General features: G+C 75.2%; 20 protein-coding genes. 4 read left to right on the forward strand and 16 right to left on the reverse strand.

What is annotated here, in order from left to right; translation table 11 throughout:
• Nucleotides 1-75 precede the first annotated feature (75 nt).
• Nucleotides 76-1,776, reverse strand: a complete 1,701-nt coding sequence (ilvD, locus tag ABQ292_RS04595; protein WP_369203695.1) for a dihydroxy-acid dehydratase — start codon at nt 1,774-1,776, stop codon at nt 76-78.
• Between the two features lie 86 nt (nt 1,777-1,862).
• Here ilvD and ABQ292_RS04600 point away from each other — a divergent pair, with 86 nt between their 5' ends.
• On the forward strand, nt 1,863-2,708 hold the full coding sequence (locus ABQ292_RS04600; RefSeq protein ID WP_369203697.1) for a helix-turn-helix transcriptional regulator: 846 nt from the start codon (nt 1,863-1,865) through the stop codon (nt 2,706-2,708).
• 3 nt (nt 2,709-2,711) lie between these two features.
• Here the strand turns inward: ABQ292_RS04600 and ABQ292_RS04605 are convergent, their stop codons facing one another.
• Together ABQ292_RS04605 and ABQ292_RS04610 are read right to left on the reverse strand one after the other, a co-directional pair.
• Complete coding sequence (locus tag ABQ292_RS04605) at nt 2,712-3,077, reverse strand: PH domain-containing protein (RefSeq protein WP_369203699.1); 366 nt, start codon at nt 3,075-3,077, stop codon at nt 2,712-2,714.
• A gap of 22 nt (nt 3,078-3,099) precedes the next feature.
• A complete protein-coding gene (locus ABQ292_RS04610; RefSeq protein WP_369203701.1) occupies nt 3,100-4,068 on the reverse strand; it encodes a 2-hydroxyacid dehydrogenase in 969 nt (322 codons plus the stop codon).
• Nucleotides 4,069-4,141: 73 nt separating this feature from the next.
• Here ABQ292_RS04610 and ABQ292_RS04615 point away from each other — a divergent pair, with 73 nt between their 5' ends.
• A complete protein-coding gene (locus ABQ292_RS04615) occupies nt 4,142-5,305 on the forward strand; it encodes a PQQ-dependent sugar dehydrogenase (RefSeq protein WP_369203703.1) in 1,164 nt (387 codons plus the stop codon).
• A 36-nt stretch (nt 5,306-5,341) separates the two neighbouring features.
• On the opposite strand, the gene gatB is transcribed toward ABQ292_RS04615, so the two are convergent.
• Genes gatB through gatC form a run of 4 tightly spaced genes read right to left on the reverse strand, consistent with a single transcriptional unit; the run spans nt 5,342 to nt 8,848 of the window.
• Nucleotides 5,342-6,841, reverse strand: a complete 1,500-nt coding sequence (gene gatB, locus ABQ292_RS04620; protein ID WP_369203705.1) for an Asp-tRNA(Asn)/Glu-tRNA(Gln) amidotransferase subunit GatB — start codon at nt 6,839-6,841, stop codon at nt 5,342-5,344.
• Nucleotides 6,838-7,017, reverse strand: coding sequence for a hypothetical protein (locus ABQ292_RS04625; protein WP_369203707.1), 180 nt, complete (start codon nt 7,015-7,017; stop codon nt 6,838-6,840). Before ABQ292_RS04625 ends, gatB begins: the two co-directional genes overlap by 4 nt.
• Entirely contained in the window at nt 7,014-8,522 is a 1,509-nt protein-coding gene (gatA, locus tag ABQ292_RS04630; RefSeq protein ID WP_369203709.1) for an Asp-tRNA(Asn)/Glu-tRNA(Gln) amidotransferase subunit GatA, read from the reverse strand. The genes ABQ292_RS04625 and gatA overlap by 4 nt, the downstream gene beginning before the upstream one ends.
• Entirely contained in the window at nt 8,519-8,848 is a 330-nt protein-coding gene (gatC, locus tag ABQ292_RS04635) for an Asp-tRNA(Asn)/Glu-tRNA(Gln) amidotransferase subunit GatC (RefSeq protein WP_369203711.1), read from the reverse strand. The genes gatA and gatC overlap by 4 nt, the downstream gene beginning before the upstream one ends.
• Nucleotides 8,849-9,044: 196 nt before the next feature.
• Here gatC and ABQ292_RS04640 point away from each other — a divergent pair, with 196 nt between their 5' ends.
• Nucleotides 9,045-9,725, forward strand: a complete 681-nt coding sequence (locus tag ABQ292_RS04640) for an ACT domain-containing protein (protein ID WP_369203713.1) — start codon at nt 9,045-9,047, stop codon at nt 9,723-9,725.
• Between the two features lie 38 nt (nt 9,726-9,763).
• Here the strand turns inward: ABQ292_RS04640 and ligA are convergent, their stop codons facing one another.
• The 5 genes from ligA to ABQ292_RS04665 form a co-directional block, all read right to left on the reverse strand.
• Nucleotides 9,764-12,088, reverse strand: a complete 2,325-nt coding sequence (gene ligA, locus ABQ292_RS04645) for an NAD-dependent DNA ligase LigA (protein ID WP_369203715.1) — start codon at nt 12,086-12,088, stop codon at nt 9,764-9,766.
• 58 nt (nt 12,089-12,146) lie between these two features.
• On the reverse strand, nt 12,147-13,187 hold the full coding sequence (locus ABQ292_RS04650; RefSeq protein WP_369203717.1) for a methionine synthase: 1,041 nt from the start codon (nt 13,185-13,187) through the stop codon (nt 12,147-12,149).
• Between the two features lie 42 nt (nt 13,188-13,229).
• Entirely contained in the window at nt 13,230-15,041 is a 1,812-nt protein-coding gene (locus ABQ292_RS04655) for a bifunctional metallophosphatase/5'-nucleotidase (protein WP_369203719.1), read from the reverse strand.
• Nucleotides 15,042-15,202: 161 nt separating this feature from the next.
• Nucleotides 15,203-16,255: a tRNA 2-thiouridine(34) synthase MnmA gene (gene mnmA / locus ABQ292_RS04660; protein ID WP_369203721.1), complete on the reverse strand. Its 1,053-nt coding sequence runs from the start codon at nt 16,253-16,255 to the stop codon at nt 15,203-15,205.
• A gap of 14 nt (nt 16,256-16,269) precedes the next feature.
• Nucleotides 16,270-17,460 carry a cysteine desulfurase family protein gene (locus ABQ292_RS04665; protein WP_369203723.1) on the reverse strand — a complete coding sequence of 397 codons (1,191 nt, stop codon included), beginning with the start codon at nt 17,458-17,460 and terminating at the stop codon, nt 16,270-16,272.
• 415 nt (nt 17,461-17,875) lie between these two features.
• Between ABQ292_RS04665 and ABQ292_RS04670 the strand changes: the two genes are divergently transcribed.
• Nucleotides 17,876-19,870 carry an FHA domain-containing protein gene (locus ABQ292_RS04670; protein WP_369203725.1) on the forward strand — a complete coding sequence of 665 codons (1,995 nt, stop codon included), beginning with the start codon at nt 17,876-17,878 and terminating at the stop codon, nt 19,868-19,870.
• Nucleotides 19,871-20,034: 164 nt separating this feature from the next.
• Here the strand turns inward: ABQ292_RS04670 and ABQ292_RS04675 are convergent, their stop codons facing one another.
• The 4 genes from ABQ292_RS04675 to ABQ292_RS04690 form a co-directional block, all read right to left on the reverse strand.
• The gene (locus ABQ292_RS04675) at nt 20,035-20,997 is read right to left on the reverse strand and encodes an electron transfer flavoprotein subunit alpha/FixB family protein (protein ID WP_369203727.1); all 963 of its coding nucleotides are present in this window, start codon (nt 20,995-20,997) and stop codon (nt 20,035-20,037) included.
• A 38-nt stretch (nt 20,998-21,035) separates the two neighbouring features.
• Complete coding sequence (locus ABQ292_RS04680; protein ID WP_369203729.1) at nt 21,036-21,815, reverse strand: electron transfer flavoprotein subunit beta/FixA family protein; 780 nt, start codon at nt 21,813-21,815, stop codon at nt 21,036-21,038.
• A gap of 117 nt (nt 21,816-21,932) precedes the next feature.
• Nucleotides 21,933-23,048, reverse strand: a complete 1,116-nt coding sequence (cds1, locus tag ABQ292_RS04685) for an L-cysteine desulfhydrase Cds1 (protein WP_369203731.1) — start codon at nt 23,046-23,048, stop codon at nt 21,933-21,935.
• Nucleotides 23,049-23,153: 105 nt separating this feature from the next.
• Nucleotides 23,154-24,233 carry an ABC transporter ATP-binding protein gene (locus ABQ292_RS04690; protein WP_369203733.1) on the reverse strand — a complete coding sequence of 360 codons (1,080 nt, stop codon included), beginning with the start codon at nt 24,231-24,233 and terminating at the stop codon, nt 23,154-23,156.
• Nucleotides 24,234-24,246 lie beyond the last annotated feature (13 nt).

The raw sequence follows: 24,246 nt of genomic DNA on the forward strand, positions 1-24,246 counted from the left end.
TGGCCGACCGCAGACGCGGCGGGCTCCCGTCACCCCATCGGGGGGAGCCCGCCGGCCCGGATCAGCGCAGGCCCGTCACGTGCAGATGGCGCCCTGGGCCGCCGAGCCGACGAGCTTGGCGTACTTGCCGAGCACCCCGGTGGTGTAGCGCGGGGGCAGCGGCGCCCAGTCCTGCCGGCGGCGGGCCAGCTCCTCGTCGTCGACCAGCAGGTCCAGCGTGCGGGTCGAGAGGTCCAGCCGGATCCGGTCACCGTCCTGCACCAGGGCGATCGGGCCGCCGTCGGTGGCCTCCGGCGCCACGTGCCCGATGCACAGCCCCGTCGTGCCGCCGGAGAAGCGGCCGTCGGTGAGCAGCAGGACGTCCTTGCCGAGGCCCGCGCCCTTGATCGCGCCGGTGACGGCGAGCATCTCGCGCATGCCGGGTCCGCCCCTGGGCCCCTCGTAGCGGATGACGACGACGTCGCCCGGGTTCAGCGTGCCCTCGGTGACCGCGTCCATGGCGCCCTGCTCGCCGTCGAAGACCCGGGCGGTGCCCTCGAAGACCTCGGCGTCGAAACCGGCCGACTTCACCACGGCGCCGTCGGGCGACAGCGACCCGCGCAGCACGACCAGCCCGCCGGTCCGGTGGATCGGGTGGTCCATCGCGTGGATGATCGTGCCGTCCGGGTCCGGCGGGGCGATCTCGGCGAGGTTCTCGGCCATCGTCCTGCCGGTCACGGTGAGCACGTCGCCGTGCAGCAGCCCGGCGTCGAGCAGCGCCCGCAGCACCACCGGGACGCCGCCGATGCGGTCGACGTCGGTCATCACGTACCGGCCGAACGGCTTGACGTCGGCCAGGTGCGGCGTGCGGTCGCCGATCCGGTTGAAGTCCTCGAGGGTGAGGTCCACCTGCGCCTCGTGCGCGATCGCCATGAGGTGCAGGACGGCGTTGGTCGAGCCGCCCAGCGCCATGACCACGGTGATGGCGTTCTCGAACGCCTCGCGGGTCATGATCTGCCGCGCGGTGATGCCCTGCCGCAGCAGGTTGACCACGGCCTCGCCGGAGGCGATCGCGAAGGCGTCGCGGCGGCTGTCCGGGGCGGGCGGGGCGGCGCTGCCCGGCAGGGCCATGCCGAGCGCCTCGGCGACGCTGGCCATGGTGTTGGCCGTGTACATGCCGCCGCAGGACCCCTGCCCGGGGCAGGCGGCCTTCTCGATCGCGTCGAGCTCGTCGCGGGTGATCAGACCGCGGGCGCAGGCGCCGACGCCCTCGAAGACGTCGATGATCGTCAGGTCCCGGTCCCCGAGCCTCCCGGGCATCGTGGAGCCGGAGTAGAGGAAGACGCTGGCCAGGTCGAGCCGGGCGGCGGCCATCAGCATGCCGGGCAGCGACTTGTCACAGCCCGCGAGCAGCACCGAGCCGTCGAGGCGCTCGGCGAACATGACGGTCTCGACCGAGTCGGCGATCACCTCGCGGGAGACCAGCGAGGCGCGCATGCCCTCGTGGCCCATGGAGATGCCGTCGGAGACGGAGATCGTGCCGAACTCCAGGGGGAAGCCGCCGGCGGCGTGCACGCCCTCCTTCGCCCGCTTGGCCAGCCGGTCCAGGGAGAGGTTGCAGGGGGTGATCTCGTTCCAGGACGACGCGACGCCGATCTGCGGCTTGTCCCAGTCGTCGTCGCCCATGCCCACCGCGCGCAGCATCGCCCGCGCCGGGGCCTTGGTGATGCCGTCGGTCACCTCGCGGCTGCGGGGCTTGACGTCGGCGGCGGTGCGGGGTTCCTCCACGGTGGTCACGAGCGACGAGCGTAGGCCGGACGGCGCCCGGTGCCGAGGCGCCGTCGATACTGGTACCGGCACCACCACCGATCCCGGAGCAGCCCGTGTCCGCCACCGCCCGCCGTGCCGATCCCCCGCCCACCCGCCGTGAGCTGGCCGAGTTCCTTCGCTCGCGCCGTCGTCAGGTCGACCCGCGGGTCGCCGGGCTGTCCGCCGGCGGCGCGCGGCGGACGCCGGGGCTGCGCCGCGAGGAGGTGGCGCTGCTCTCCGGCGTGAGCCACACCTGGTACACGTGGCTGGAGCAGGGCCGCGACATCCGGCCGTCGCGGCAGGTGGTCGACGCGCTGGCCCGCACGCTGCGGATGTCACCGGCCGAGCACGAGTACGTGCTGCGGCTGGCCGGGCACGGCGGCGCCACCGCGGCCGGTTCCGCCGACGGGTTGCCGGGGCACGTGCAGCGCCTGCTCGACGCGCTCGGCCACTCCCCCGCCTACGCGATCACCGCGGACTGGTCCATCGTCGGGTGGAACCGCGCCTACGAGCGGCTCTACCCGGGGGTGGCCGCCGTCCCCGGCGGCGAGCGCAACCTGCTGTGGCTGGTCTTCACCGACCCGGCCGTCCGCCGGCTGCTCGCCGACTGGGCGGGCGACAGCCGGCGCTTCCTCACCCAGTTCCGGGCGGAGGTCGGCCCGCGACTCGCCGACCCGGGGGTCGTGGACCTCGTCGCCCGGCTCGAGGCGGCCAGCCCGCACTTCCGGGCCGGGTGGGCCAGCCACGACGTCGACCGGTTCAGCTCCGCCGAGCGCCGGTTCGAGCACCCCGAGGTCGGCACCCTGCTGCTCGAGCACCACCAGCTGACGCCGGCCGACGCGCCCGGGTTGCAGCTGGTCGTCTACACCGCGGTCGAGGGCAGCGACGCGGCGGAGCGGCTCACCGCCCTGGCGGGGTGAGCGTCAGGGCGCGTCGATCCGCCCGCCCGACAGCGCGGCCAGCCGCGGGAGGTCGCGCGCCCGCAGGACGGGCAGCGGCACCTCCCCGCCGGCGGTGGTGACCAGTCGCAGCCGGGCGTCGCGGCCGATGCGGATGCCGGCCAGGTCGTCCCACGCCACCCGTCGCGGCCGCAGCAGCGAGTGGGTGGTGATGCCCCCCTCGTCGACGTCGACACCCACCCGCAGCACCCAGGCGGCGGCGAGCAGCGGGAGCAGCAGGACGACCGCCGCCCAGGGGGCGGCCGCCGCGAAGGGCAGCGCGCAGACGGCGAGGAGGACGACGGGGACCAGCGCGACCCGGCTCATCCGCATGCGTGCGAGGGCAGCCACGGCTCCCCATGGTCCCAGGCGTTCAGTAGGAGGCCACCACGTTGACCAGCGGCTCTCCCGCCAGCACCCGCCGCAGCTGGTCGAGGACGGCGGCCTCCGCCCGGGCGTCGGTGCCGGGCACCGCGCCGGCCACGTGCGGGGTGAGCAGCAGGCCCGGCGCCGACCACAGCGGGTGCCCCTCGGGCAGCGGCTCGGGCTCGGTCACGTCGAGGGCGGCCCGCAGCCGGCCCGCGGTGAGCTCGGCGAGCAGCGCGCCGGTGTCGACGACGACCCCGCGGGCGGCGTTCACCAGCAGCGCGCCGTCCCGCATCGCGGCGAGGAACGCGGCGTCGACCAGACCGGTGGTCTCGTCGGTCACCGGGACGACGACGACCACGACGTCGGCCTCCGGCAGCAGCCGCGGCAGCTCGTCGGTGGCGTGCACACCGTCGCGCGCGCTGCGGGCGACGTAGGTCAGCTCGACGTCGAAGCCGGTCATCATGCGGCCCACCCGCCGGCCGATGTCGCCGGCGCCGACGACCAGCACCCGGGCCCCGACCAGCGAGTGGTACGTCCCCGGCGTCCAGCGCCCGGCGTCCTGCTCGCGGACGAGGTCGGGCAGGCCGCGCTGGGCGGCCAGCGTCGCGGCCACCACCCACTCCGCCGTCGACGGGGTGTGCGCACCGCGGGCGTTGCACAGCACGACGCCCTCCGGCAGCCGGCCGACGAAGCGCTCGGCCCCGGCGCTGACCAGCTGCACCAGCCGCAGCCGGGGCAGTGCGGCGAGGAGGTCCGGCGACGGCCTGGCCCCACCGCTGGGCGGCACCCACACCTGGGCCCTGGCGGCGTCCCCGGTGGGCGGGCCGTCGTCCGGGGTGACGGGGAACGCGCGCACCCGCGGGGAGAGCGCCTCGGCGGCGGTGGCCATCGACCGGGTGGGCACGAGGACGGTGAGCGTCTCGTCGGGCCCGGCGACGGCGGTGCCCGGGACGGTCTGCGCGACTGCGGCCATGGGCTGCGACCCTAGGCGCCGGCTCTCGCCCGGCGAGCGCCGCCGGGGCCTGCGCGCCCGTACTGTGGAGCGGGTGAGGCGGCAGCGGGGTCGGCGCGGCGCCGCCGCCTGCACGCTGGCCCTCGCGCTGGTCCTGACCGGCTGCGGGGACGACGGCTACGAGCCCACCGGGCCCTTCCGGCCGCTGCCCGAGGGCCAGCCCCCACAGGTCGGGCCGCCGACCGAGTCCACCCCGCCGCCGGGTCCCGGCGACCCCGCCGACCCGAACTCCGGCACCAGCCGCGGCGACCCGAACGTCGTGGCCACCGGACTGACGGTGCCCACCGGGCTGGTCGTGCTGCCCGACGGCACCGCCGTGGTCGGCGAGCGGGAGACCGGCCGGCTGCTGCAGGTCTTCCCCGACCGCTCGCCGGCCCAGGAGCTGATGACCGTCCCCGGTGTCGACACCGCGGGCGACGGCGGGCTGCTGGGCCTGGCGCTGTCCCCCACGTTCGACGAGGACGGCCTCTACTACGCCTACGTGTCGACGCCGACCGACAACCGCGTCGTCCGCTTCCCCCTCGGCGGCACCCCGAACCCGGTGCTCACCGGCATCCCGCGCGGTGAGGTGCACAACGGCGGTGGTCTGGCCTTCGCCCCCGACGGCACCCTCTTCGTCGGCACCGGCGACACCGGCGACCCGGCGCTGGCGCAGGACCCGGCCTCGCTGGCGGGCAAGGTGCTGCACGTCGACGTCTTCGGCCAGCCGGTCGGCGCCGGCCCGGTGTACAGCCGCGGGCACGCCGACGTGACGTCGCTGTGCCCGGCCCTCGACGGGACGGCCACCCTGTTCGCCGTCGACGAGTCCTCCGCCGGGCCGGACGAGCTGAACACCGTCATCCAGGACAGCGACCACGGCTGGCCGGCGCCGGGGCCCACCAGCACCGGGCCGCTGTTCGAGGTGCCCAACGCCGAGGGCGGGCTCGGCGGCTGCGCGGCCGCCGGGGACGCCGTCTTCCTCGGTGCCCTCGACGGCCAGCGCGTGTACGTCGTCCGGACCGAGGCCGGCGGCGTCCCCGAGGAGCCGGCCGAGCTCATCGCCGGGCGCTACGGCCGGCTGCGCACGGTCGTCCTCGACGCCGAGGGCGGGCTGTGGGTGACGACGTCGAACGGGGACGGCGTCGGCACTCCCGCCGAGGACGACGACAAGGTGCTGCGCATCCTCCCGCCGTCCGCGACCGGCTCCAGCCCGCTGTGACCGGCTCCGCGGCATCCCGGGCAGGGGCGCCCGGCATCAGCCGACGAGCACGCGCTCCTCGAGCATGCGCCTGACGGTGGCCGCGTCGGCCTGGCCGCGGGTCGCCTTCATGACCGCGCCGACGAGCGCACCGAGGGCCTGCACCTTGCCGCCCTGCACCTTGGCGACGACGTCGGGGGCCCCTGCGATGGCGGCGTCGACCGCGGCCACCAGCTCGTCGGACTCCCCCATGACCGCCAGCCCGTGGGACAGCACGACCGCACGCGGGTCGCCCTCGCCGGCGAGCACGCCGTCGAGCGCCTGCCGGGCGAGCTTGTCGTTGATGGTCCCCTCGCCGACCAGCGCGGTCAGCTCGGCCACCTGCGCGGGCGTGACCGCGAGGTCGGCGAGCTCGACCCCGGCGTCGTTGGCCCGGCGGGCCAGCTCGCCCAGCCACCACTTGCGGGCATCGGCCGGGGAGGCGCCGGCGGCGACGGTCTGCTCGACCAGCCCGAGCGCCCCGGCGTTGACCAGCCAGGTCATCTCGGTCGCCGGCAGGCCCCACTCCTCCTGAAGCCGCACCCGGCGGGCGGCGGGCAGCTCGGGCAGCCCGGCGGCCAGCTCCTCCACCCACGCGGTGTCGGGGGCCAGCGGCACGAGGTCGGGCTCGGGGAAGTACCGGTAGTCGGTCGCCTCCTCCTTACTGCGGCCGGACGACGTGCTGCCGGTGTCCTCGTGGAAGTGGCGGGTCTCCTGCACCACCCGGCCGCCGGCGTCCAGGACGGCGGCCTGCCGGCGCATCTCGTAGCGGACGGCGCGCTCCACCGACCGCAGCGAGTTGACGTTCTTGGTCTCGGTGCGGGTGCCCCACTCCAGGGCGCCCACCGGGTTGAGCGAGAGGTTCACGTCGCAGCGCAGGCTGCCCTGCTCCATCCGGACGTCCGAGGCGCCGAGGGTCTGGATCACGTCGCGCAGCGCGGTGACGTAGGCCCGGGCGACCTCGGGGGCCTTCTCGCCGGCGCCGGCGACGGGCCGGGTGACGATCTCGACCAGGGGGATGCCGGCCCGGTTGAAGTCGACCAGTGAGTGGTCGGCACCGTGGATGCGGCCGGTGGCCCCGCCGACGTGCAGGTTCTTGCCGGTGTCCTCCTCGAGGTGCACCCGCTCGATCTCCACGCGGTAGGTCCTGCCGTCGACCTCGACGTCGAGGCGGCCGGCGGTGCACAGCGGCTCGTCGTACTGGCTGACCTGGAAGCCCTTGGGGATGTCCGGGTAGAAGTAGTTCTTCCGGGCGAAGCGCGACCAGCCGGCGATCCGGCAGCCCAGGGCCAGGCCGATCCGGATGGTGGACTCGACGGCGGCGGCGTTGGCCACCGGCAGCGACCCCGGCAGGCCGAGGCACACCGGGCAGGTCTGGGTGTTGGGCTCCGCGCCGAAGGTCGTGGCGCAGCCGCAGAACATCTTCGACGCGGTGCCCAGCTCGACGTGGGTCTCCAGGCCGATGACCGGCTCGTAGCGGGTGAGGAGCTCGTCGAACTCGACGAGGGTGTCGGTCATCGGGAGTCGTTCTCCTTGCGGACGGAGCGGCCGGTCATCACGGCGCCGACGGCGGTGAGCACGCCCAGGACGATGAAGACGGCGAAGAAGACCTCGCCGGTGGTGATCCAGCCAATCAGCCCCACCAGGACGACGAACGCGGTGAGGCCCCACGCGGCCTTGAGCGCGCCGTTCACGCGGCGCCCCGGGCGGGGGCGCGGTCGAACAGCTCGTCGGCCAGCGGACGGCCGCGGGCGGCCTCGACCGCGGCGGCCACCCGGTAGCAGCGGTCGTCGGCGAGTGCCGGCGCCATGACCTGCAGGCCCACCGGCAGCTCCTCCGACAGCCCGCAGGGCACCGAGATCGCCGGGACGCCGGCGAGGCTGGCCGGCAGCGTGCACAGGTCGGCGGCGTACATGGCCAGCGGGTCGTCGACGCGGGCGCCGATCGGCCAGGCGACGGTCGGGCTGGTGGGGCTGACCAGCACGTCGACGTCGGCGAAGGCCGCGCCGAAGTCGCGGTTGATCAGCGTGCGGACCTTCTGCGCCTGCCCGTAGTAGGCGTCGTAGTAGCCGGCCGACAGCGCGTAGGTGCCGAGGATGATGCGCCGCTTCACCTCGGCGCCGAAGCCCTGCTCGCGGGTGAGCGCCATGACGTCGTCGACGTCGCGGCTGCCGTCGTCGCCGACGCGGATGCCGAAGCGCATCCCCTCGAAGCGGGCCAGGTTGGACGACGCCTCGCTCGGGGCGATGAGGTAGTACGCCGGCAGCGCCAGCCCGAACGACGGGCAGGACACCTCGCGGACCTCGACGCCGGCGGCCTCCAGCAGCGCGACAGCCTCGGCGAACCGGTCGAGCACGCCCTGCTCGTAACCCTCGCGGGAGCCCTCGCCGCCGAGCTCGCGGACGACGCCGACCCGCAGCCCGGACAGGTCGCCGCCGGCACCCCGGCGGGCGGCCTCGACCAGCGTGGGCACGGGCGAGTCGATGCTCGTGGAGTCGCACGGGTCGTGACCGCCGATCGCCTCGTGCACCAGCGCGGCGTCGAGCACCGTGCGGGCCATCGGGCCGGCCTGGTCGAGGCTCGAGGAGAAGGCGATCAGGCCGTAGCGCGACACCGAGCCGTAGGTGGGCTTGTGCCCGACCAGGCCGGTGAGCGCCGCGGGCTGGCGGATCGAGCCGCCGGTGTCGGTGCCCAGCGCGAACGGGGCCAGCCGGCCGGCGACCGCGGCGCTCGACCCCCCGGAGGAGCCGCCGGGGACCCGGTCGTGGTCCCACGGGTTGCGGGTCGGCCGGTAGGCGGAGTTCTCGGTGGAGGAGCCCATCGCGAACTCGTCCATGTTGGTCTTGCCGAGGAGCACCGTGCCGGCGTCCTTGAGCCTGCGCGCGGCGGTGGCGTCGTACGGCGGGCGCCAGCCCTCGAGGATCCGCGAGCCGCTGGTGGTGGGCACGCCCTCGGTGACGAAGACGTCCTTGAGCGCCACGGGGACGCCGGCCAGGCCGGTGCCCGCGGTGCCGGTGGCGTCGACCTCGCCGGCGCGCCGCAGCGCGCCCTCCCGGTCGACGTGCAGGTAGGCGCCGAGCGCGTCGTCCTCGGTCCCGATGCGGTCGAGGTGGGCCCGGGTGACCTCGGCGGCGGAGGTCTCGCCATCGGCCAGTGCCCGCTGGAGCTCGGCGACGGTCAGCGCGGTGAGGTCGCTCACGCCTCCTCCCCGAGGATGCGGGGCACGCGGAAGCGGTCGTCCTCGGCGGCGGGGGCACCGGCCAGGACGACGTCACGCGGGAGGCTGGGCCGGGTGACGTCGGGACGCATCACGTTGGTCAGCGGGACGGCGTGCGTCGTGGGGACGACGTCGTCGACGTCGGCGCGCTGCACCTGGGCCACCGCGTCGAGGACCGCTCCCAGCTGCCCGGCGAAGCGGTCGAGCTCCTCGTCGGTGACGGCCAGCCGGGCCAGCCGCGCGAGGTGCGCGATGTCCTGGCGGTCGAGGGCCGGGTGCACGCCGGCTTCGGGGGTGGTGGGGCTCATGCTGGGGTGGGACTCCTGTCGTCGGCGCCGGCCGGCGCCAGGGACGCAACCCGGCCACTGTACGTGGGCCGGTCGCCGCGCCGGTCCGGGCAGGACGGCGGCTCGACCCGGGGCCCCCGCATGGGGGAAGCTGCTCCCGCCACGCGATCGACGAGGATCGGGCAGCACCTCGACGTCGTCTGCGGAGGGAACCCCCGTGTCCTATCTCCTGCGGCTGGTCGTGCCCGACCGTCCCGGCCTGCTCGGAGCGGTGGCGACCGCGCTGGGCACCGCGGGCATCGACATCGTCTCGGTCGACGTGCTCGAGCGGAGCGGGGGCGTCGCCGTCGACGACGTGGTGGTCGAGCTCCCGCGGGACCGGCTGCCCGACAGCCTGATCACCGTCGTGCAGGCGGTGCCGGGCGTGCAGGTGGAGGCGCTGCGGCCCTTCGCCGGACCGCTGGACACCCACCGCGAGCTCGACCTGCTCGAGGCGCTGGCCCGCGCCGCCACGGACCCCCCACCCACCCTGGCGGTGAAGCTCCTGGCCGCCGAGCTGCCCCGGGTGTTCCACAGCGGCTGGGCGGCGGTGCTGCAGGCGACCGACGGCGGCGGGTGCGAGGTGCTCGCCGCCTCCGACGCCGCGCCCACCTTCGACGGGGTGCACCTGCCGTGGCTGCCGCTGTCCTCGCCGCGGCTGCTGCCCAGCGAGGACGACTGGCTGCCCGAGCGCTGGCGGGAGATGGCGATCGAGATGATGGCCTCGCCCTTCGGCGACCCCGGCACCGCGGTGGTGCTCGGCCGCTCCGGCGGGCCGGCGTACCGGCGCTCGGAGCTGCTGCGGCTGACCCACCTCACCGGCATCGCGGCGAGCGTCGCCCACCTGCCGCCGGTCTGAGCGGCCGCCGGGCCCCCGGGGACGACGAGCGGCAGAGGTCAACCCTCCGCCGGCGCCTCCTCCGCCGGCGCCTCCTCCGGCTCGGACCCCACCGGCTCGGACCCCACCGGCTCGGACCCCACCGGCTCGGCCTTCTTCCGCTCGGCCCTCGTCCGCTTGGCCTTCGCGGGCTGCGCCACGTCCTCGGCCGGCTCAGCAGCCGACGGGTCGGGCTGCGCCGGCTCGCTCCCGTCGCCGATCGTGGCGACCGCGCGGGCCGCCTCGGGACCCTCGTCGAGCAGCACCCGCAGGCCGTCGTCGTCGAGGATCGGCGCCTTGACCTGCACGGCCTTGTCGTACTTGCTGCCCGGGTCGGCGCCGACCACCACGAAGCCGGTCTTCTTCGACACCGAGCCGGTGACCTTGCCGCCGCGCTCCTGCACCGCGGCGATGGCCTGGTCGCGGGACAGGTCGCGCAGCGACCCGGTGATCACCACCGTGAGCCCGGTGAGGGGCCCGGGCGGGGCGTCCTCACCGGCGTCGGCCAGCCGCACCCCGGCCCGGCGCCACTTCTCCACGACCTCGCGGTGCCAGTCGACGGCGAACCAGTCGCGGACCGAGCGGGCGATCGTCGGGCCGACCCCGTCGGCGGCGGCCAGCTCCTCCTCCGACGCGGCGGCGATGCGGTCCAGCGAGCGGAAGTCGCGGGCCAGCGCCTGCGCGGCGGTCGGTCCCACGTGCCGGATCGACAGCGCCACCAGCACCCGCCACAGCGGGACGTCCTTGCGGTGCTGCAGGTTGGCCAGGAGCTTGAGGGCGTTGGCCGTCAGCCCGGCGTCCTTCCTGGTGAAGAACGACGAGCGCGACAGCTGGTCCTCGTCGAGGGAGAACAGGTCGCCCTCGTCCTCGATCAGGTGGGCCTGCAGCAGCGCGACCGCCGTCTCGTAGCCCAGCGCCTCGACGTCGAAGGCGCCACGGCCGGCGACGTGGAACACCCGCTCCCGCAGCTGCGCGGGGCAGGACCGCGCGTTGGGGCACCGGATGTCGGCGTCGCCCTCCCTCTCGTACCGCAGCTCGGTGCCGCACTCGGGGCAGTGCGTGGGCATCACGAACGGGCGCTCGGAGCCGTCGCGGGCCGCGGCCACCGGGCCGAGGATCTCCGGGATGACGTCGCCGGCCTTGCGGACGACGACGGTGTCGCCGATGAGCACGCCCTTGCGCTCGACCTCGCTGGCGTTGTGCAGCGTGGCCAGCTGCACGGTGGACCCGGCGACCTTGACCGGCTCCATGTAGCCGAAGGGGGTGACCCGGCCGGTGCGGCCCACGTTGACCCGGATGTCGAGCAGCTTGGTGGTGGCCTCCTCCGGCGGGTACTTGAACGCGATCGCCCACCGCGGCGCCCGCGAGGTCGAGCCCAGCCGCCGCTGCAGCGCCACCTGGTCGACCTTGACGACGACGCCGTCGATCTCGTGCTCGACCGAGTGCCGCTGCTCGCGGAAGCGCTCGACGTAGGCCCACACCGCCTCGAGGTCGTCGACCACCTCGTAGCGGCTGCTCACTGGCAGGCCGAGCCCGCGCAGCCGCTCGTAGGCCTCCGACTGGCGGGCCGGCTCCAGGCCACGCCGGGCGCCCAGGCCGTGCACGACCAGCCGGAGCGGCCGCGACGCGGTCACCCGCGGGTCCTTCTGCCGCAGCGAGCCGGCCGCGGCGTTGCGCGGGTTGGCGAACGGGGGCTTGCCCTGCTCCACCATGCCGGCGTTGACGTCGGCGAACCCCTCGATCGGGAAGTAGATCTCGCCGCGGACCTCGAGCAGCTCGGGGACGTCGTCGCCGGTGAGGTGCTGCGGGACGTCGTCCATGGTGCGGACGTTGGCGGTGACGTCCTCCCCCGTCCTCCCGTCGCCGCGGGTGGCCGCGCGCACCAGCCGGCCGCGCTCGTACACCAGCGCCACGGCGACGCCGTCGACCTTCAGCTCGCACAGCCAGGCGATCCCGTTCCCGGCATCGCGCACCACCCGGCTCGCCCAGGCGGAGAGCTCGTCGCCGTCGAAGACGTTGTCCAGGCTCTGCATGCGCTCGAGGTGGGCGACCGGCGCGAAGGTGGCGGTGAACCCGCCGTTGACCTTCTGGCTCGGCGAGTCGGGCGTGAGCAGCGCCGGGTGCTCGGCCTCCAGGGCCTTGAGCTCGGCCATGCGCTCGTCGTACTGGCCGTCGCTGACCAGCGGCGCGTCCTGCACGTAGTAGGCGAACGCGTAGCGGTCGAGCTCCTCGGACAGGTCGCGGTGACGGGTGCGCGCGGCGTCGGGGACCTCGGTGATGTCCTCCCGCTCAGCGGTGGCGGCGACCTGCGGGGTGTCCTCGTCCGTGGCGGCGTCCGTGCTCACGACGTCGACCGTATCCGCCGGGTACGACGGCGCACCCGCCGCGCTCACCCGTTCGTGATCACTCCGGCAGGAGGTGCTCCGCGGCCTCGCGGACGTGGGTCATCGCCGCGCGCGCGTAGGCCGGGGTGGCACCGGCCAGACCGCAGGCCGGGGTGAGCGTGACCGCCTCGTGCAGCTCGTCGGCGGAGAAGCCCAGCTCGCGCCACCACGCCCGCAGCCGGGAGGCGGTCGCCTTGGGCGCGGGCAGCGTCGCGTCGGTGCCGGGCACGACGCCGACCAGCAGGTGGGTGCCGGCCTCCACGGCGGCACCGAGGGCGTCGAGGTCCTGCACCAGGCCGAGGTCGAAGGACAGCGCGTCCGCGCCGGCGGCGCGCACCAGGTCCAGCGGCGCCCGGTGCGCGCAGCAGTGGACGACGACCGGGCCGGGCACCGCGGCGACGACGGCGGCCAGCTCGGACTGCACCACGGACGCCTCCACCGCGGACAGCCGGCCGAACCCGCTCACCGTGGGCAGGGAGCCCTGCAGGACGCCGGGCAGCGACGGCTCGTCGAGCTGGACCACCACCTGCGCGCCCGGCACCCGCGCGGCGACCTCGGCGACGTGCGCGCCGATCCCCTCGGCCAGCGACTGGCCGAGGTCGCGGCGGGCACCGGGGTCGACGACGGCCCGCTCACCGCGCTCGCGCTCCAGCCCGGCGGCCAGCGTCCAGGGCCCGGTGGCCTGGACCTTGAACGGGCCGCGGTGGGTCCCGGCGACGTCGTGCAGGGCGTCGAGGTCGCGGGCGAGGAACTCCTGCGCGCGGCGCAGGTCGACGCCGCCGCGGGGCACCAGCCGCCAGCCCGCGGGGGTGAGGTCGACGGCGAGGTCGACCAGCAGCGCGGCACTGCGGCCGATCAGGTCCGCGCCGGCGCCGCGCGCGGGCAGCTCGTGCAGGTGCGGCATGCCGGGCAGCTCGCCGAGGACGATGCGCAGCGCCTCGGCCGGGTCGGTGCCGGGCAGGGACCCGACACCCGAGGCCGGCCCCCACGGTGCGGGAGCCGGCCTCGGGTCGGTGCTGGTCGGTTCGGGGTCGCGCTCTGGCTCGGTCGGGGAGGCCACGGCGGCGACGGTAGTCCGGCGCCGCCGCGGCTCCCCGGCCGGTCAGACGGGCGTGCTGTGGTTCGCCGGCGGCGGGCTGACCGGGGAGTTGGCCTGGAAGTAGGCGACGAGGGTGTCGACGTCGACCGGGCCGACGGTCAGGTCCGTCCCGCTGGTGAAGGTGGTGAACGAGTCGCCGCCCGCGGTGAGGAACGAGTTCGCCACGACGCGGTAACCGGCCGCCGGGTCGACGGCCACGCCGCCGATCGTGATCGAGCTGTCGACCACCCGCTCGCCGTAGGGCAGGTCGAGGTCGTAGGTGTAGGCGAAGCCCTCGGACGTGCCGAGGATCAGCTGGCTGTCGCGCGGGCCGCCGCCCAGCTGGAACTGCTCCTCCAGCACGTCGTCGATCTGCGCACCGGTCAGCGTCAGCGCGTTGACGGTGTTGCCGAAGGGCTGCACCGCGAACAGCTCGCCGTAGGTCACCTCACCGGCCTCGATGTCCGTCCGCACCCCGCCGGGGTTCATGAAGGCGACGACCGGGTTCCCGAACTGGTCCTGCTGCGTCGCCTCGAGCTGGGCCTGGGCGACCAGGTTGACGATGGGCTGCTCCGCGTTGCGGCCGGCGGACCCCGCGGTGCCGATGGTCGCGGCGGCCGTGCCGACCACCTGGTTGCGGGTCTCGGCGGCCCGGCCGTTCCAGTAGTCGACGATCGACTGGACCTCCGGGTCGGCGGCCTCCCGGGTCACCGGCACGTTGGTCGCCGAGTAGGTGGCGCCGCGGTCGACGTCGCCGGTGGTGCGGTCGATCGACAGCCGGATGTCGGTGACCAGGCGGCCGTAGAAGCCCGCCTGGGTGACCAGCCGCGGCTGGCCGCTGGGGTCGGTCAACCGGCAGTTGTAGGCGTTGTGCGTGTGCGCGCTCACGATCAGGTCGACCGCCGCGGAGGTGCGGGCGTTGACGTCGACGATCGGCCCCGTGAGACCGGTGCAGCTGTCCGCGGTCGGGGCGGCGTCCGGGTCGGTGACCGTGCCGCCCTCGTGGACCAGTACCCCGATGGCCTCGATGCCCCGGTCCTGCAGCTCGGGCACCCAGCGGTTCACCGCGTCTGCCTCGTCGATGAAGCGCACGTCGGCGACGCCGTCGGGCGAGACGATGGTCGGGGTCGTCTCGGTGACCACGCCGATGAGGGCCACCTGCTGACCGCCGGCCACGTCGAGGACCTGGTACGGCGGGAGCATCGGCTCGCCGGTCCGCGCGTCCAGCACGTTCGCGGCCAGGTAGGGGAACTCGGCGCCGTGGAACTCGTGCTCCCCCTCGCCGAAGCAGCCGTCGACGCCGGGGGTGACGCCCTCGCAGGCGGTGACGTCGTCGGTGAAGGTGCCGTCGGTCGCGGCTGAGATGCGCCGCAGCTCGTCGGTGCCCCGGTCGAACTCGTGGTTGCCCACGGAGGACACGTCCAGGCCCATGGCGTTGAGCGCCTCGATGGTCGGCTCGTCCTCGTACACGCTCGACTCGAACGGCGAGGCGCTGATCAGGTCACCGGCACCCACGAAGAACGAGGTGGACGGGCCCTGGGTCGTGTCCTCGAACGCCGCCTCGAGGCGCTGGACGGTCGCAGCGACGTGCGCGGCACCGCCGACCGGGACGCTGACGTCGTCGGCCGTGCCGTACTGGCCGTCGGCACCGGGCGAGGTCGCCAGGGACCCGTCGGCACCGGTCTGCGGGGTGATCCGCCCGTGGAAGTCGTTCATGGCCAGCAGCTGGACCGTCACGTCCTTCGGCGCGGCCGAGGCCACGGACGGGACGGCCAGCAGCCCGGCCGAGGTGGTCACCGCGACGGCGGTGGCCAGGGTGAGGCGCGTTCTGCGCACGGAGTCCTCCGAGGACGTGCGGGACCTGACCGCCGGGGCCGGCGGGTCGTGAGCCGAGCGACGTGGCGGGGCTCGAGGAGTGGCTCGTCGCACACGTTAGGTGACGGACTGGTCCCGCACCAGGCCGCTCGGGGGACGGAGGAGGAGCGGCTGCGGGACGGTCAGGCGACGGCGACCGGCGCCTGGCCGAGCACCAGGTCGCCGCGCACCGCGTCGGGCGCGTAGAGGACGGCCGACTGCCCCGGCGCCACCCCGCGCTGGGTCCCGGCGAGCGCGAGCACCAGCCCGCCGTCCTCACCGGCGGTCACCTCGGAGGCGACGGCGGCCGCGTGCGCACGCAGCTGGACCTCGGCGCGCAGCGGCAGCTCCGGTGCCGCACCGGTCCAGGTGGGCGGACCGGTGCGGACGACGTCGACCCCGGTCAGCTCCGCCGTCCCGACCGTCACCGTGCGGGTGACCGGCTCGATCGAGAGCACGAACCGCGGCCGCTGGTCGCCCACCGCGAGACCCAGACCGCGCCGCTGCCCGACGGTGAAGCCGTGGGTGCCCTCGTGCGTGCCCACGGTGGCGCCCGTGGCGGCGTCGACCACCGGTCCCGGGCGCGCGCCCAGCCGGCGGGTGAGGAAGCCGCGGGTGTCGCCGTCGGGGATGAAGCAGATGTCGTGCGAGTCGGGCTTGGTGGCCACCGCGAACCCGCGCCCGGCGGCGATCGCGCGCACCCGCTCCTTGGTCATCGACCCCAGGGGGAACAGCGCCCCGGCCAGCTGACCGGCGGTGAGGACGCCGAGCACGTAGGACTGGTCCTTGGCCGCGTCGACCGACCGGCGCAGCTGCCCGTCGGCCAGCCGCGCGTGGTGCCCGGTGACGACGGCGTCGAAGCCCAGCGCCAGCGCCCGGTCGAGGACCGCGGTGAACTTGATCCGCTCGTTGCAGCGCAGGCACGGGTTGGGCGTGCGGCCGGCCGCGTACTCGGCCACGAAGTCGTCGACGACGTCCTCGGTGAACCGCTCGGCGAGGTCCCAGACGTAGAACGGGATGCCCAGCTCGTCGGCGACCCGGCGGGCGTCGTGGGCGTCCTCGACGCTGCAGCAGCCGCGGGCGCCGCTGCGCAGGGTCTGCCGGTCGGGCGAGAGCGCCAGGTGGACGCCGGTGACGTCGTGCCCGGCGTCGACCGCGAGCGCCGCGGCGACCGCCGAGTCCACTCCCCCGCTCATCGCGGCCAGCAGCCTCATCGGCGGCCCAGCCCCGCTCGGCGGGCCCGCTCCACGACCGGCCCGATCACGGCCAGCAGCGCGTCGACGTCGGCGTCGGTGCTCGTCGAGCCCAGGCTGAACCGCAGCGAGCTGCGCGCCCGGGCGGTGTCGGCGCCCACGGCGGTGAGCACGTGGCTGGGCCGGGCCACCCCGGCGCTGCAGGCCGAGCCGGTCGAGCACTCGATGCCGCGGGCGTCGAGCAGCATGAGCAGCGCGTCGCCCTCGGCGCCGGGGAAGGACAGGTGGGCGTTGCCCGGCAGCCGGCCGGGACCACCGGCGACGACGTCGTCCAGCGGGGGGCCGTTGAGCTGCGCGTCGGGCACCTGCTCGAGCACCCCGGCCACGAGCCGGTCGCGCAGTGCGGCCAGCCGCACGGCCCGCTCGCCGCGCCCGGCGACGGCGGCACCGGCCGCGACCGCCAGGCCGACGATGGCCGGCACGTCCAACGTGCCCGAGCGGACGTCGCGCTCCTGCCCGCCGCCGTGCAGGAGCGGCGTGCACTCCGCGTCGCGCCGCAGCAGCAGCGCGCCGGCGCCCATGGGACCGCCGAGCTTGTGCCCGGTCATGGTCAGCGCATCGACGCCGCCGGCGGTGAAGTCCACCGGCACCTGACCGACGGCCTGCACGGCGTCGGTGTGCAGCGGCACGCCGACGGCGTGGGCCACCTCGGCCAGCGCCGCGACGTCGCTGACCGTGCCGATCTCGTTGTTGGCCCACATGACGCTGGCGACCGCGACGTCGGACCCGTCACCGAGCGCGTCGGCCAGCGCCGCGGGGGCGATCCGGCCGGTGGTCTCCAGCCGCAGCCAGGTCACCTCCGCACCCTCGTGCTTGGCCAGCCACTCGGCGCTGTCGAGGACGGCGTGGTGCTCGGCGGGGCTGACGACGAGCCGCCGCCGGCGCGAGTCGGCCCCCCGCCGGGCCCAGTAGAGGCCCTTGACCGCGAGGTTGTCGCTCTCGGTGCCGCCGCCGGTGAACAGGACCTCCGACGGCCGGGCGCCCAGCGCCTCGGCCAGCCGCTCGCGGGCCTGCTCGGCCGACCGGCGCGCGGCGCGGCCGCCGGCGTGCAGCGAGGAGGCGTTGCCGACCCGGCCCATCTGCTCGGTCATGGCGGCCAGGACCTCGGGTAGCACCGGCGTGGTGGCCGCGTGGTCGAGGTACGTCACCTGCTCTCCTCACCACGCTCACCGGGCCGCGCCCCGGACGATCTCCCCTGGATGACCGCCCGGTCACCGACGCCAGGGTAGTCGCGCGGGACGGCCGGCCGGTCGGGACCGCCGGAGGCCGGCGCGCACGGTCGCGCGGGCGCCGGGGAGGCCGCGGCCGCGGCCGTTGACACCCACTCGGGCACCCACCACCGTGGACACGACCCCGGACCGCGGTGACAGGACGGACCAGTGGGGATCCGGAGCGCCGGGCGCGGTGGGCGACCGGCCGGCCGGGGGTCGGGAGAGGCCGTGCGCCGGGGCGTCGTCCCGGCGACGGGGACACGACCGCTCGGCGGGCACCCCCGCGGCGTGGTGCCCGGTCACGACCGGGCACCGCCGCGTCACGGGCCACTCGGAGCGGGAGCCGGAAGCGATGATCACCGCACTCGTCGGAGTCCAGGGGCGGCTGGAGGGACAGCGGTTCCCCCTCGGCCGGAACGCCGTCACGCTGGGCCGGGGCGACACCAACGACGTCGTCCTCACCAGCCGCTTCTCCTCGCGGGTGCACGCCGAGGTGCGCCGCGAGGACGCGGGCTTCGTCCTGCACGACCACGACAGCGACAACGGGACCTGGGTGAACGGCGTCCAGGTCAGCGACCACGTGCTCGAGCCGGGCGACGAGATCCGGATCGGCGACGAGGTGTTCCGCTTCGAGACCTGGGAGTCGGCCACCCTCGCCGGCCCGGTCGACCACCTCGACGGCGGGTCACCGGACGTCCTGCGGGTCACGATCACCGGCGGCGGGCCGGTCGGCCTGACCCTGGCCCTGCTGCTGGACCACCTGATGGGGCCGCGGGTGGCGGTCCGGGTCCACGACCGCCGCTGGGTGCGGGTCGGTGACCACCTGGAGTGGACGACCTACGAGAAGGGCAACGTCCGCCGCGAGCAGGTGGTCACCCTGCAGAGCCGGCAGTACCTGCGGCTGCCGCCCCACGTGCAGGAGCGACTGTTCGCCGACGGCGAGGACTGGTCGCAGATGTGGCCCGTCGGCCCGGACTCGATCGAGGGCGCCGCGCCGCGCAACACCCCGGTGCGGTTCATCGAGGACGAGCTGCTCGAGCTCGCGAACGAGAGGTCCGACCGGATCACGCTCGTCCCGGAGCGGTTCGACGCCGCCGAGGCCCGCGACGACCTGCTGCAGCAGCACGTGCTGGCCATCTGCGAGGGCGGCCGCTCACGCACCCGCGACCACTTCGCCGACCGGTTCGGGACGCCGGACACCTCGATGTACTCGGTGGACGGCGAGCACGTGCAGGACGTGGTCCTCGGCCTGCGGGTGGCCTCCCGGCTGCCCGACCCCACGGCCGTGCTGCTGACCGTCTCGCAGAACCGCTTCCTGCTCAACTCGCTGCGCGGCGAGGGCTTCCTCAACATGCGGCTGACCGACCAGGAGGCGCAGGAGGCCGTGGGGATCAACCCCGTCCGACAGATGTTCACCGCCTGCGTCCAGTCCGCGCCGTGCGTGCTGGAGCGGCAACCGGACGGCGAGTTCATGTGCGAGACCCACCACACGTTCTTCCTCCCGGCGCTGCTCAAGGGCTCGGCGCTGTGGGCGCGGGTGCAGGAGGGGCTGCGGCTGTTCGGCGTCCCCGCCGACCGGCTGACCGCGGTGACCGGCTTCCGGCTGGACATGGTCCAGCGGCCGCGGTTCACCGCGCAGCTCTACCCGCCGACCCGCACGACACCCGGGACCCATGCCTTCCTGCTCGGCGACGCGGGCAACGCCATCCACTTCTGGCCCGGCCGCGGCCTCAACAGCGGTCTGGCCTCGGCGATCTCGCTGGCCCGCAACCTGGCCGCGGTCTGGCGCGGGGTGCCGCTGCGGGACGCGGACCTCCTCCGCCACGAGGCGGTGATGGCGATGCTGCAGTACCGGCACAAGACGCGCGCCTGGCGGCAGATGGTGACCATCGACGCCACCGGGCGGCCGCGGACGATCAAGGGCCAGATCGCCCGGGGCATCGCGGAGGCCGAGCAGGGCGCCTTCGACCGGGCCGCGGACACCGAAGTCCTCCTGGAGCGGCTGCGGCGCAACCGGGCCCGGCTGGAGTCACGCGTGTCCGGGCTGCCCGACGACGCGGCGCTGCGCGCTCAGCTCGAACCGCTCGCCGGCCCCACGCTGCACACGCTGGTGGTCGGCGGGGCCTGGGACACCGGGAACGTCGGTGGTGAGGAGGTCGACGTCGACTGGCTGCTCCCCGAACCCGAGCCGGCCGCGGTCCCGGCGCCGGCGACGTCCGCGGCGGAGGCCAGGGTCACCCGGCGCGTGACGGGCGACCGGCCCGCCGCGGCCCCGGTGCCCGCACCACGCGAGCGGGAGGCCGCGCCACGGACCCCGGCGCCCCAGGCGCAGGGGCCCCGGGACTGAGGCCCGGCCGCCGGGAACGCGACAGGCGCCGGCCCCCGGGGACGGGGACCGGCGCCTGACGTGCCGCACAGGGGCTCGCGCCGAGCCGGGTGACGCCCGGGAACGGCCCCTCGCAGGGTCCCGCTGCGAGCCTGCGAGCAGTGGGGGGCGAGGGGGTCCTTCCCCTACTTGCGGGCGGCGATCTGCTCGGTGGCGGCGGGGACGATCTGGAACAGGTCCCCGACGACGCCGAAGTCGGCCAGCTCGAAGATCGGGGCCTCGGGGTCCTTGTTGACGGCCACGATGGTCTTGGACGTCTGCATGCCGGCGCGGTGCTGGATGGCACCGGAGATGCCGACGGCGATGTAGAGCTGCGGCGAGACGGTCTTGCCGGTCTGCCCGACCTGGAAGCTGTGCGGGTAGAAGCCGGAGTCGACGGCGGCGCGCGAGGCGCCGACGGCGGCACCGAGCGAGTCGGCCAGGCCCTCGATGATCGAGAAGTTCTCGGCGCTGGCCACCCCGCGGCCACCGGAGACGACGATCGCCGCCTCGGTCAGCTCGGGCCGGTTGCTCTTCTGCTCGACGACCTTGTCCACGACGCGGGTCTGCTTGGCCTGCTCGGAGATCGAGACCTGCACCGGGACCTCCTCGCCGGCGGCGGGGGCCGGCTCGGGGGTGACGGAGTTGCCGCGCAGCGTGTAGATCGGCGTGCCGGTCGTCACCTTGGAGTGCACGATCGTCCCTCCGGCGAAGACCACCTGGGTGGCGGTGCCGTCGGGGGCGATCTCGGTGACGTCGGTGAGGAAGCCGCTGCCGGTCTTCAGCGCCAGCCGCGCGGCGACCTCCCGGCCCTCCGGGGAGGACGGGATGACGACGGCGGCCGGCGCGACCTGGGCCACCAGCTGCGCGAGCACCTCGGCCTTGGGCGCGACGAGGTACTCGTCGATCTCCGGGGACTCGGCGACGTAGACCTTGCCCGCGCCGTACTCGGCGAGCCGCTCGCGGGCGCCGGCGGCGACGCCGGGGCCGCCGGCGACGACCGCCGAGACCTCACCGAGGACCCGGGCGGCGGTGAGCGCCTCGAGCGTGGTCTTGCGGACGGTGCCGTCGGCCGGGTTCAGCTCGACCAGGACCAGGACCTCTGCCATGGCTGTTCAGTCTCCTCTTCGCTGCGATCCGGGCCGGGTCAGACGAGCTTCTGCTCGGCCAGGTAGCCGACCAGCTTCTGCGCGCCGTCGCCCTCGTCGGTGACCTTGATGCCCTCGCCCTTGGGCGGGCGGCCGGCGGAGTCGACGACCGCGCTGGTGGCGGTGGCCAGGCCCACGGTGGAGGGGTCGATGCCCAGGTCGGCCAGCGACTTGGTCTCCACCGGCTTCTTCTTCGCGGCCATGATCCCCTTGAACGAGGGGTAGCGCGGCTCGTTGATGGTGTCCCAGGTGGACACGATCGCCGGCAGCGGGGCCTCCAGCGCCCAGAAACCGCCGTCGGTCTGCCGCTCGACCTTCACCGTCGAGCCCTCGACGGTGAGCTTCTGGGCACCCGACAGCTGCGGGATGCCCAGTCGCTCGCTCAGCAGCGCCGGCATGACGGCGACCTGGCCGTCGGTCGAGGTCGCACCCATGAGGACGAGGTCGTACTCCAGCTGCTGCAGCGCCGCGGCCAGGATCGCCGAGGTCTGGATCGCGCACGAGCCGTGGATGGCGTCGTCGGTCACGTGCACGGCCTTGTCCGCGCCCATCGACAGGGCCTTGCGGATGGCGTCGGTGGCGCTGGCCGGGCCGACGGTCAGGATCGTCACCTCACCGCCCTGCGCCTGCTTGACCTGCAGCGCCTCCTCGATCGCGTACTCGTCGATCTCGTTGATGACGTTGTCCGCGGTGGCGCGGGCGACGGTGTTGTCCGACGGGTCCAGCGAGCGCTGGGTGCCGGAGTCGGGGACCTGCTTGACCAGAACGACGATGTTCATCGCCAGACCTACCTCCGCGATCGGTCATGGGGGACGCGGGCCGCGGCCCGCCTGGCTCCGATAGTGGAGGTTACTGCGGGGTAACGGGGCGCCGTGCCCGGGCCCGGGTGACGGCGGTCACGCCGTCCACCGACCGGTCGCGGTGAACTCCTCCAGGACCGCCGTGTGCGGCGCGAGGTCCAGTCCCTGACCGGCCACCCAGGCGTCGGAGTAGAGGGTGTGCCCGTAGCGCTCGCCGCCGTCGCAGAGCAGCGTGACGACGCTCCCGGTGCGGCCGGCGGCCAGCATCTCGGCGACCAGCCGGAACGCGCCCCACAGGTTGGTGCCGGTCGAGCCGCCGGCCCGCCGTCCGGTGACCCGCTCGAGGTGGCGGGTCGCGGCCAGGGAGGCGGCGTCGGGCACGCGGATCATCCGGTCGACCACCGAGGGCAGGAACGAGGGCTCCACCCGCGGCCGGCCGATCCCCTCGATGCGCGAGGGCATGCCGGTGGCCCAGGCCGGCTCCTGCTCCACCCAGCCGGGGAAGAACGCCGAGTTCTCCGGGTCGACGACGGCCAGCCGGGTGGGGTGCCGCCGGTAGCGCAGGTAGCGGCCGAAGGTCGCGCTGGTGCCGCCGGTGCCCGCTCCCACGACGACCCACTCCGGGACCGGGTGGCGCTCGAGCGCGAGCTGCTCGAACACCGACTCGGCGATGGTGTTGTTGCCCCGCCAGTCGGTGGCCCGCTCGGCGTGGGTGAACTGGTCGAGGTAGTGCCCCCCGGTCTCCGCGGCCAGCCGGCGGGCCTCCTCGTACACGTCCGGCGCCCGCTGCACGAAGTGGCAGCGCCCGCCGTGCCGCTCGATCAGCGCGATCTTCTCCCGGCTGGTCGAGGCCGGCATGACCGCGACGAACGGCAGGCCGAGCATCCGCGCGAAGTAGGCCTCGCTGACCGCCGTCGACCCGCTCGAGGCCTCGACCACGGTGCTGCCCTCGGTGATCCAGCCCGAGCACAGCGCGTGCAGGAACAGCGAGCGGGCCAGTCGGTGCTTGAGGCTGCCGGTCGGGTGGGTCGACTCGTCCTTGAGGTAGAGGTCGACGCCCCACTCCGGCGGCAGCGGGTACACGAGCAGGTGGGTGTCGGCGCTGCGCCGCGCGTCGGCCTCGACGGCGGCCACCGCGCGGTCCACCCAGGCCCGCCCGGCGGGGTCGGACCGGTCGACGTCGGTGGGCTCGGGCGGGTCGGTGCTGGCCACCCGGCCATCCTGGTGGACGCGGCGGCGGACACCGGGGCACGGCCTGTCGTCGGGAGTCGCCGAGTCCCGCTCCGGTCGCGACCGGAGCCGGGATCGCGCACTCCCTCAGTCCGCTGGCTCCTCCCTCAGCACGACCAGCACGGGCTGTTCCGCAGGCGTCACGGTGACCGCGGTCCCGGGGAGCAGGTCCTGGCTCGTGGCGCTCGGGACGTCGGCTCGCACCTCCACGCCGCCGGGCAGCCCGATGGCCAATCGGCTCGTGACCCCGGAGAACGTCCGGGTGAGGACCCGGCCGTCGCCTCGCGGGTCGGCAGCCACCTCGAGCGCTTCCGGCCGCACCAGGGCCGTGGCCGGCCCGGGGCGGGGCGCCGCCCCGAGCACCTCCCGGCGGACACCCAGGAACTCGACGTCGCCGTCGCCCAGGACGGCGGGCAGCCGGTTCATCGTCGCGACACAGCCCGCGACGAACGACGTCGCCGGGCGCGTGTAGACCTCGTCGGGCGTGCCCACCTGCTCGAGCCGGCCGGCACGGAGCACGGCGACGCGGTCAGCGGCGGCCAGCGCCTCCGGCGCGTCCGAGGTGGCCAGCACCGTGGTCACCCCCAGCCGCACCTGGAGACGGCGGAGCTCCTCACGTGACCGCAGCTGCTCCCGGCCGTCGAGTCGGGACAGCGGCTCGTCGAGCAGCAGCACGTCGGGGTCACCGGCCAGTGCACGCACCAGCGCCAGCCGTTGCCGGTCGGCGGCGCCGAGCCGGTGGGCGCGGGCACCGGCCCGGCCGAACAGTCCCACGAGCTCCAGCAGCTCCCCCGCCCGCTGCCGGGCCTCGACGCGGTCGGCGCGACGGCGCACCGTCCCGTTCGGCAGGGCGGCACCGGCCACCGTGCGGCCGGGACGCACCGTGGCCACCGGTGGGACCAGGCCGACGGCGCGTTCCCGCGCCGGCAGCTCCGTCACGTCCCGGCCGCTGAGGACCACCTGGCCGGCGTCCGGGCGGACGAGCCCGGCGATGACGCGCAGGACGGTGCGGGCGCTGGATCCGGTCGGATCGAGGAGCGCGACGAGCTCCCCGCGGCCGACGGCGAGGTCGAGGTCCTCCAGTGCGTCGGTCGGGCCGGGACGGCAGGTCACCCCGGCGAGGCGCACGACGGGGTCGTGCGCCCTCGGGTCGACGACCACGCGCATCCCTCCCCGCCGA

It is taken from the genome of Geodermatophilus maliterrae (assembly GCF_041018925.1).
Classification (GTDB): domain Bacteria; phylum Actinomycetota; class Actinomycetes; order Mycobacteriales; family Geodermatophilaceae; genus Geodermatophilus; species Geodermatophilus maliterrae.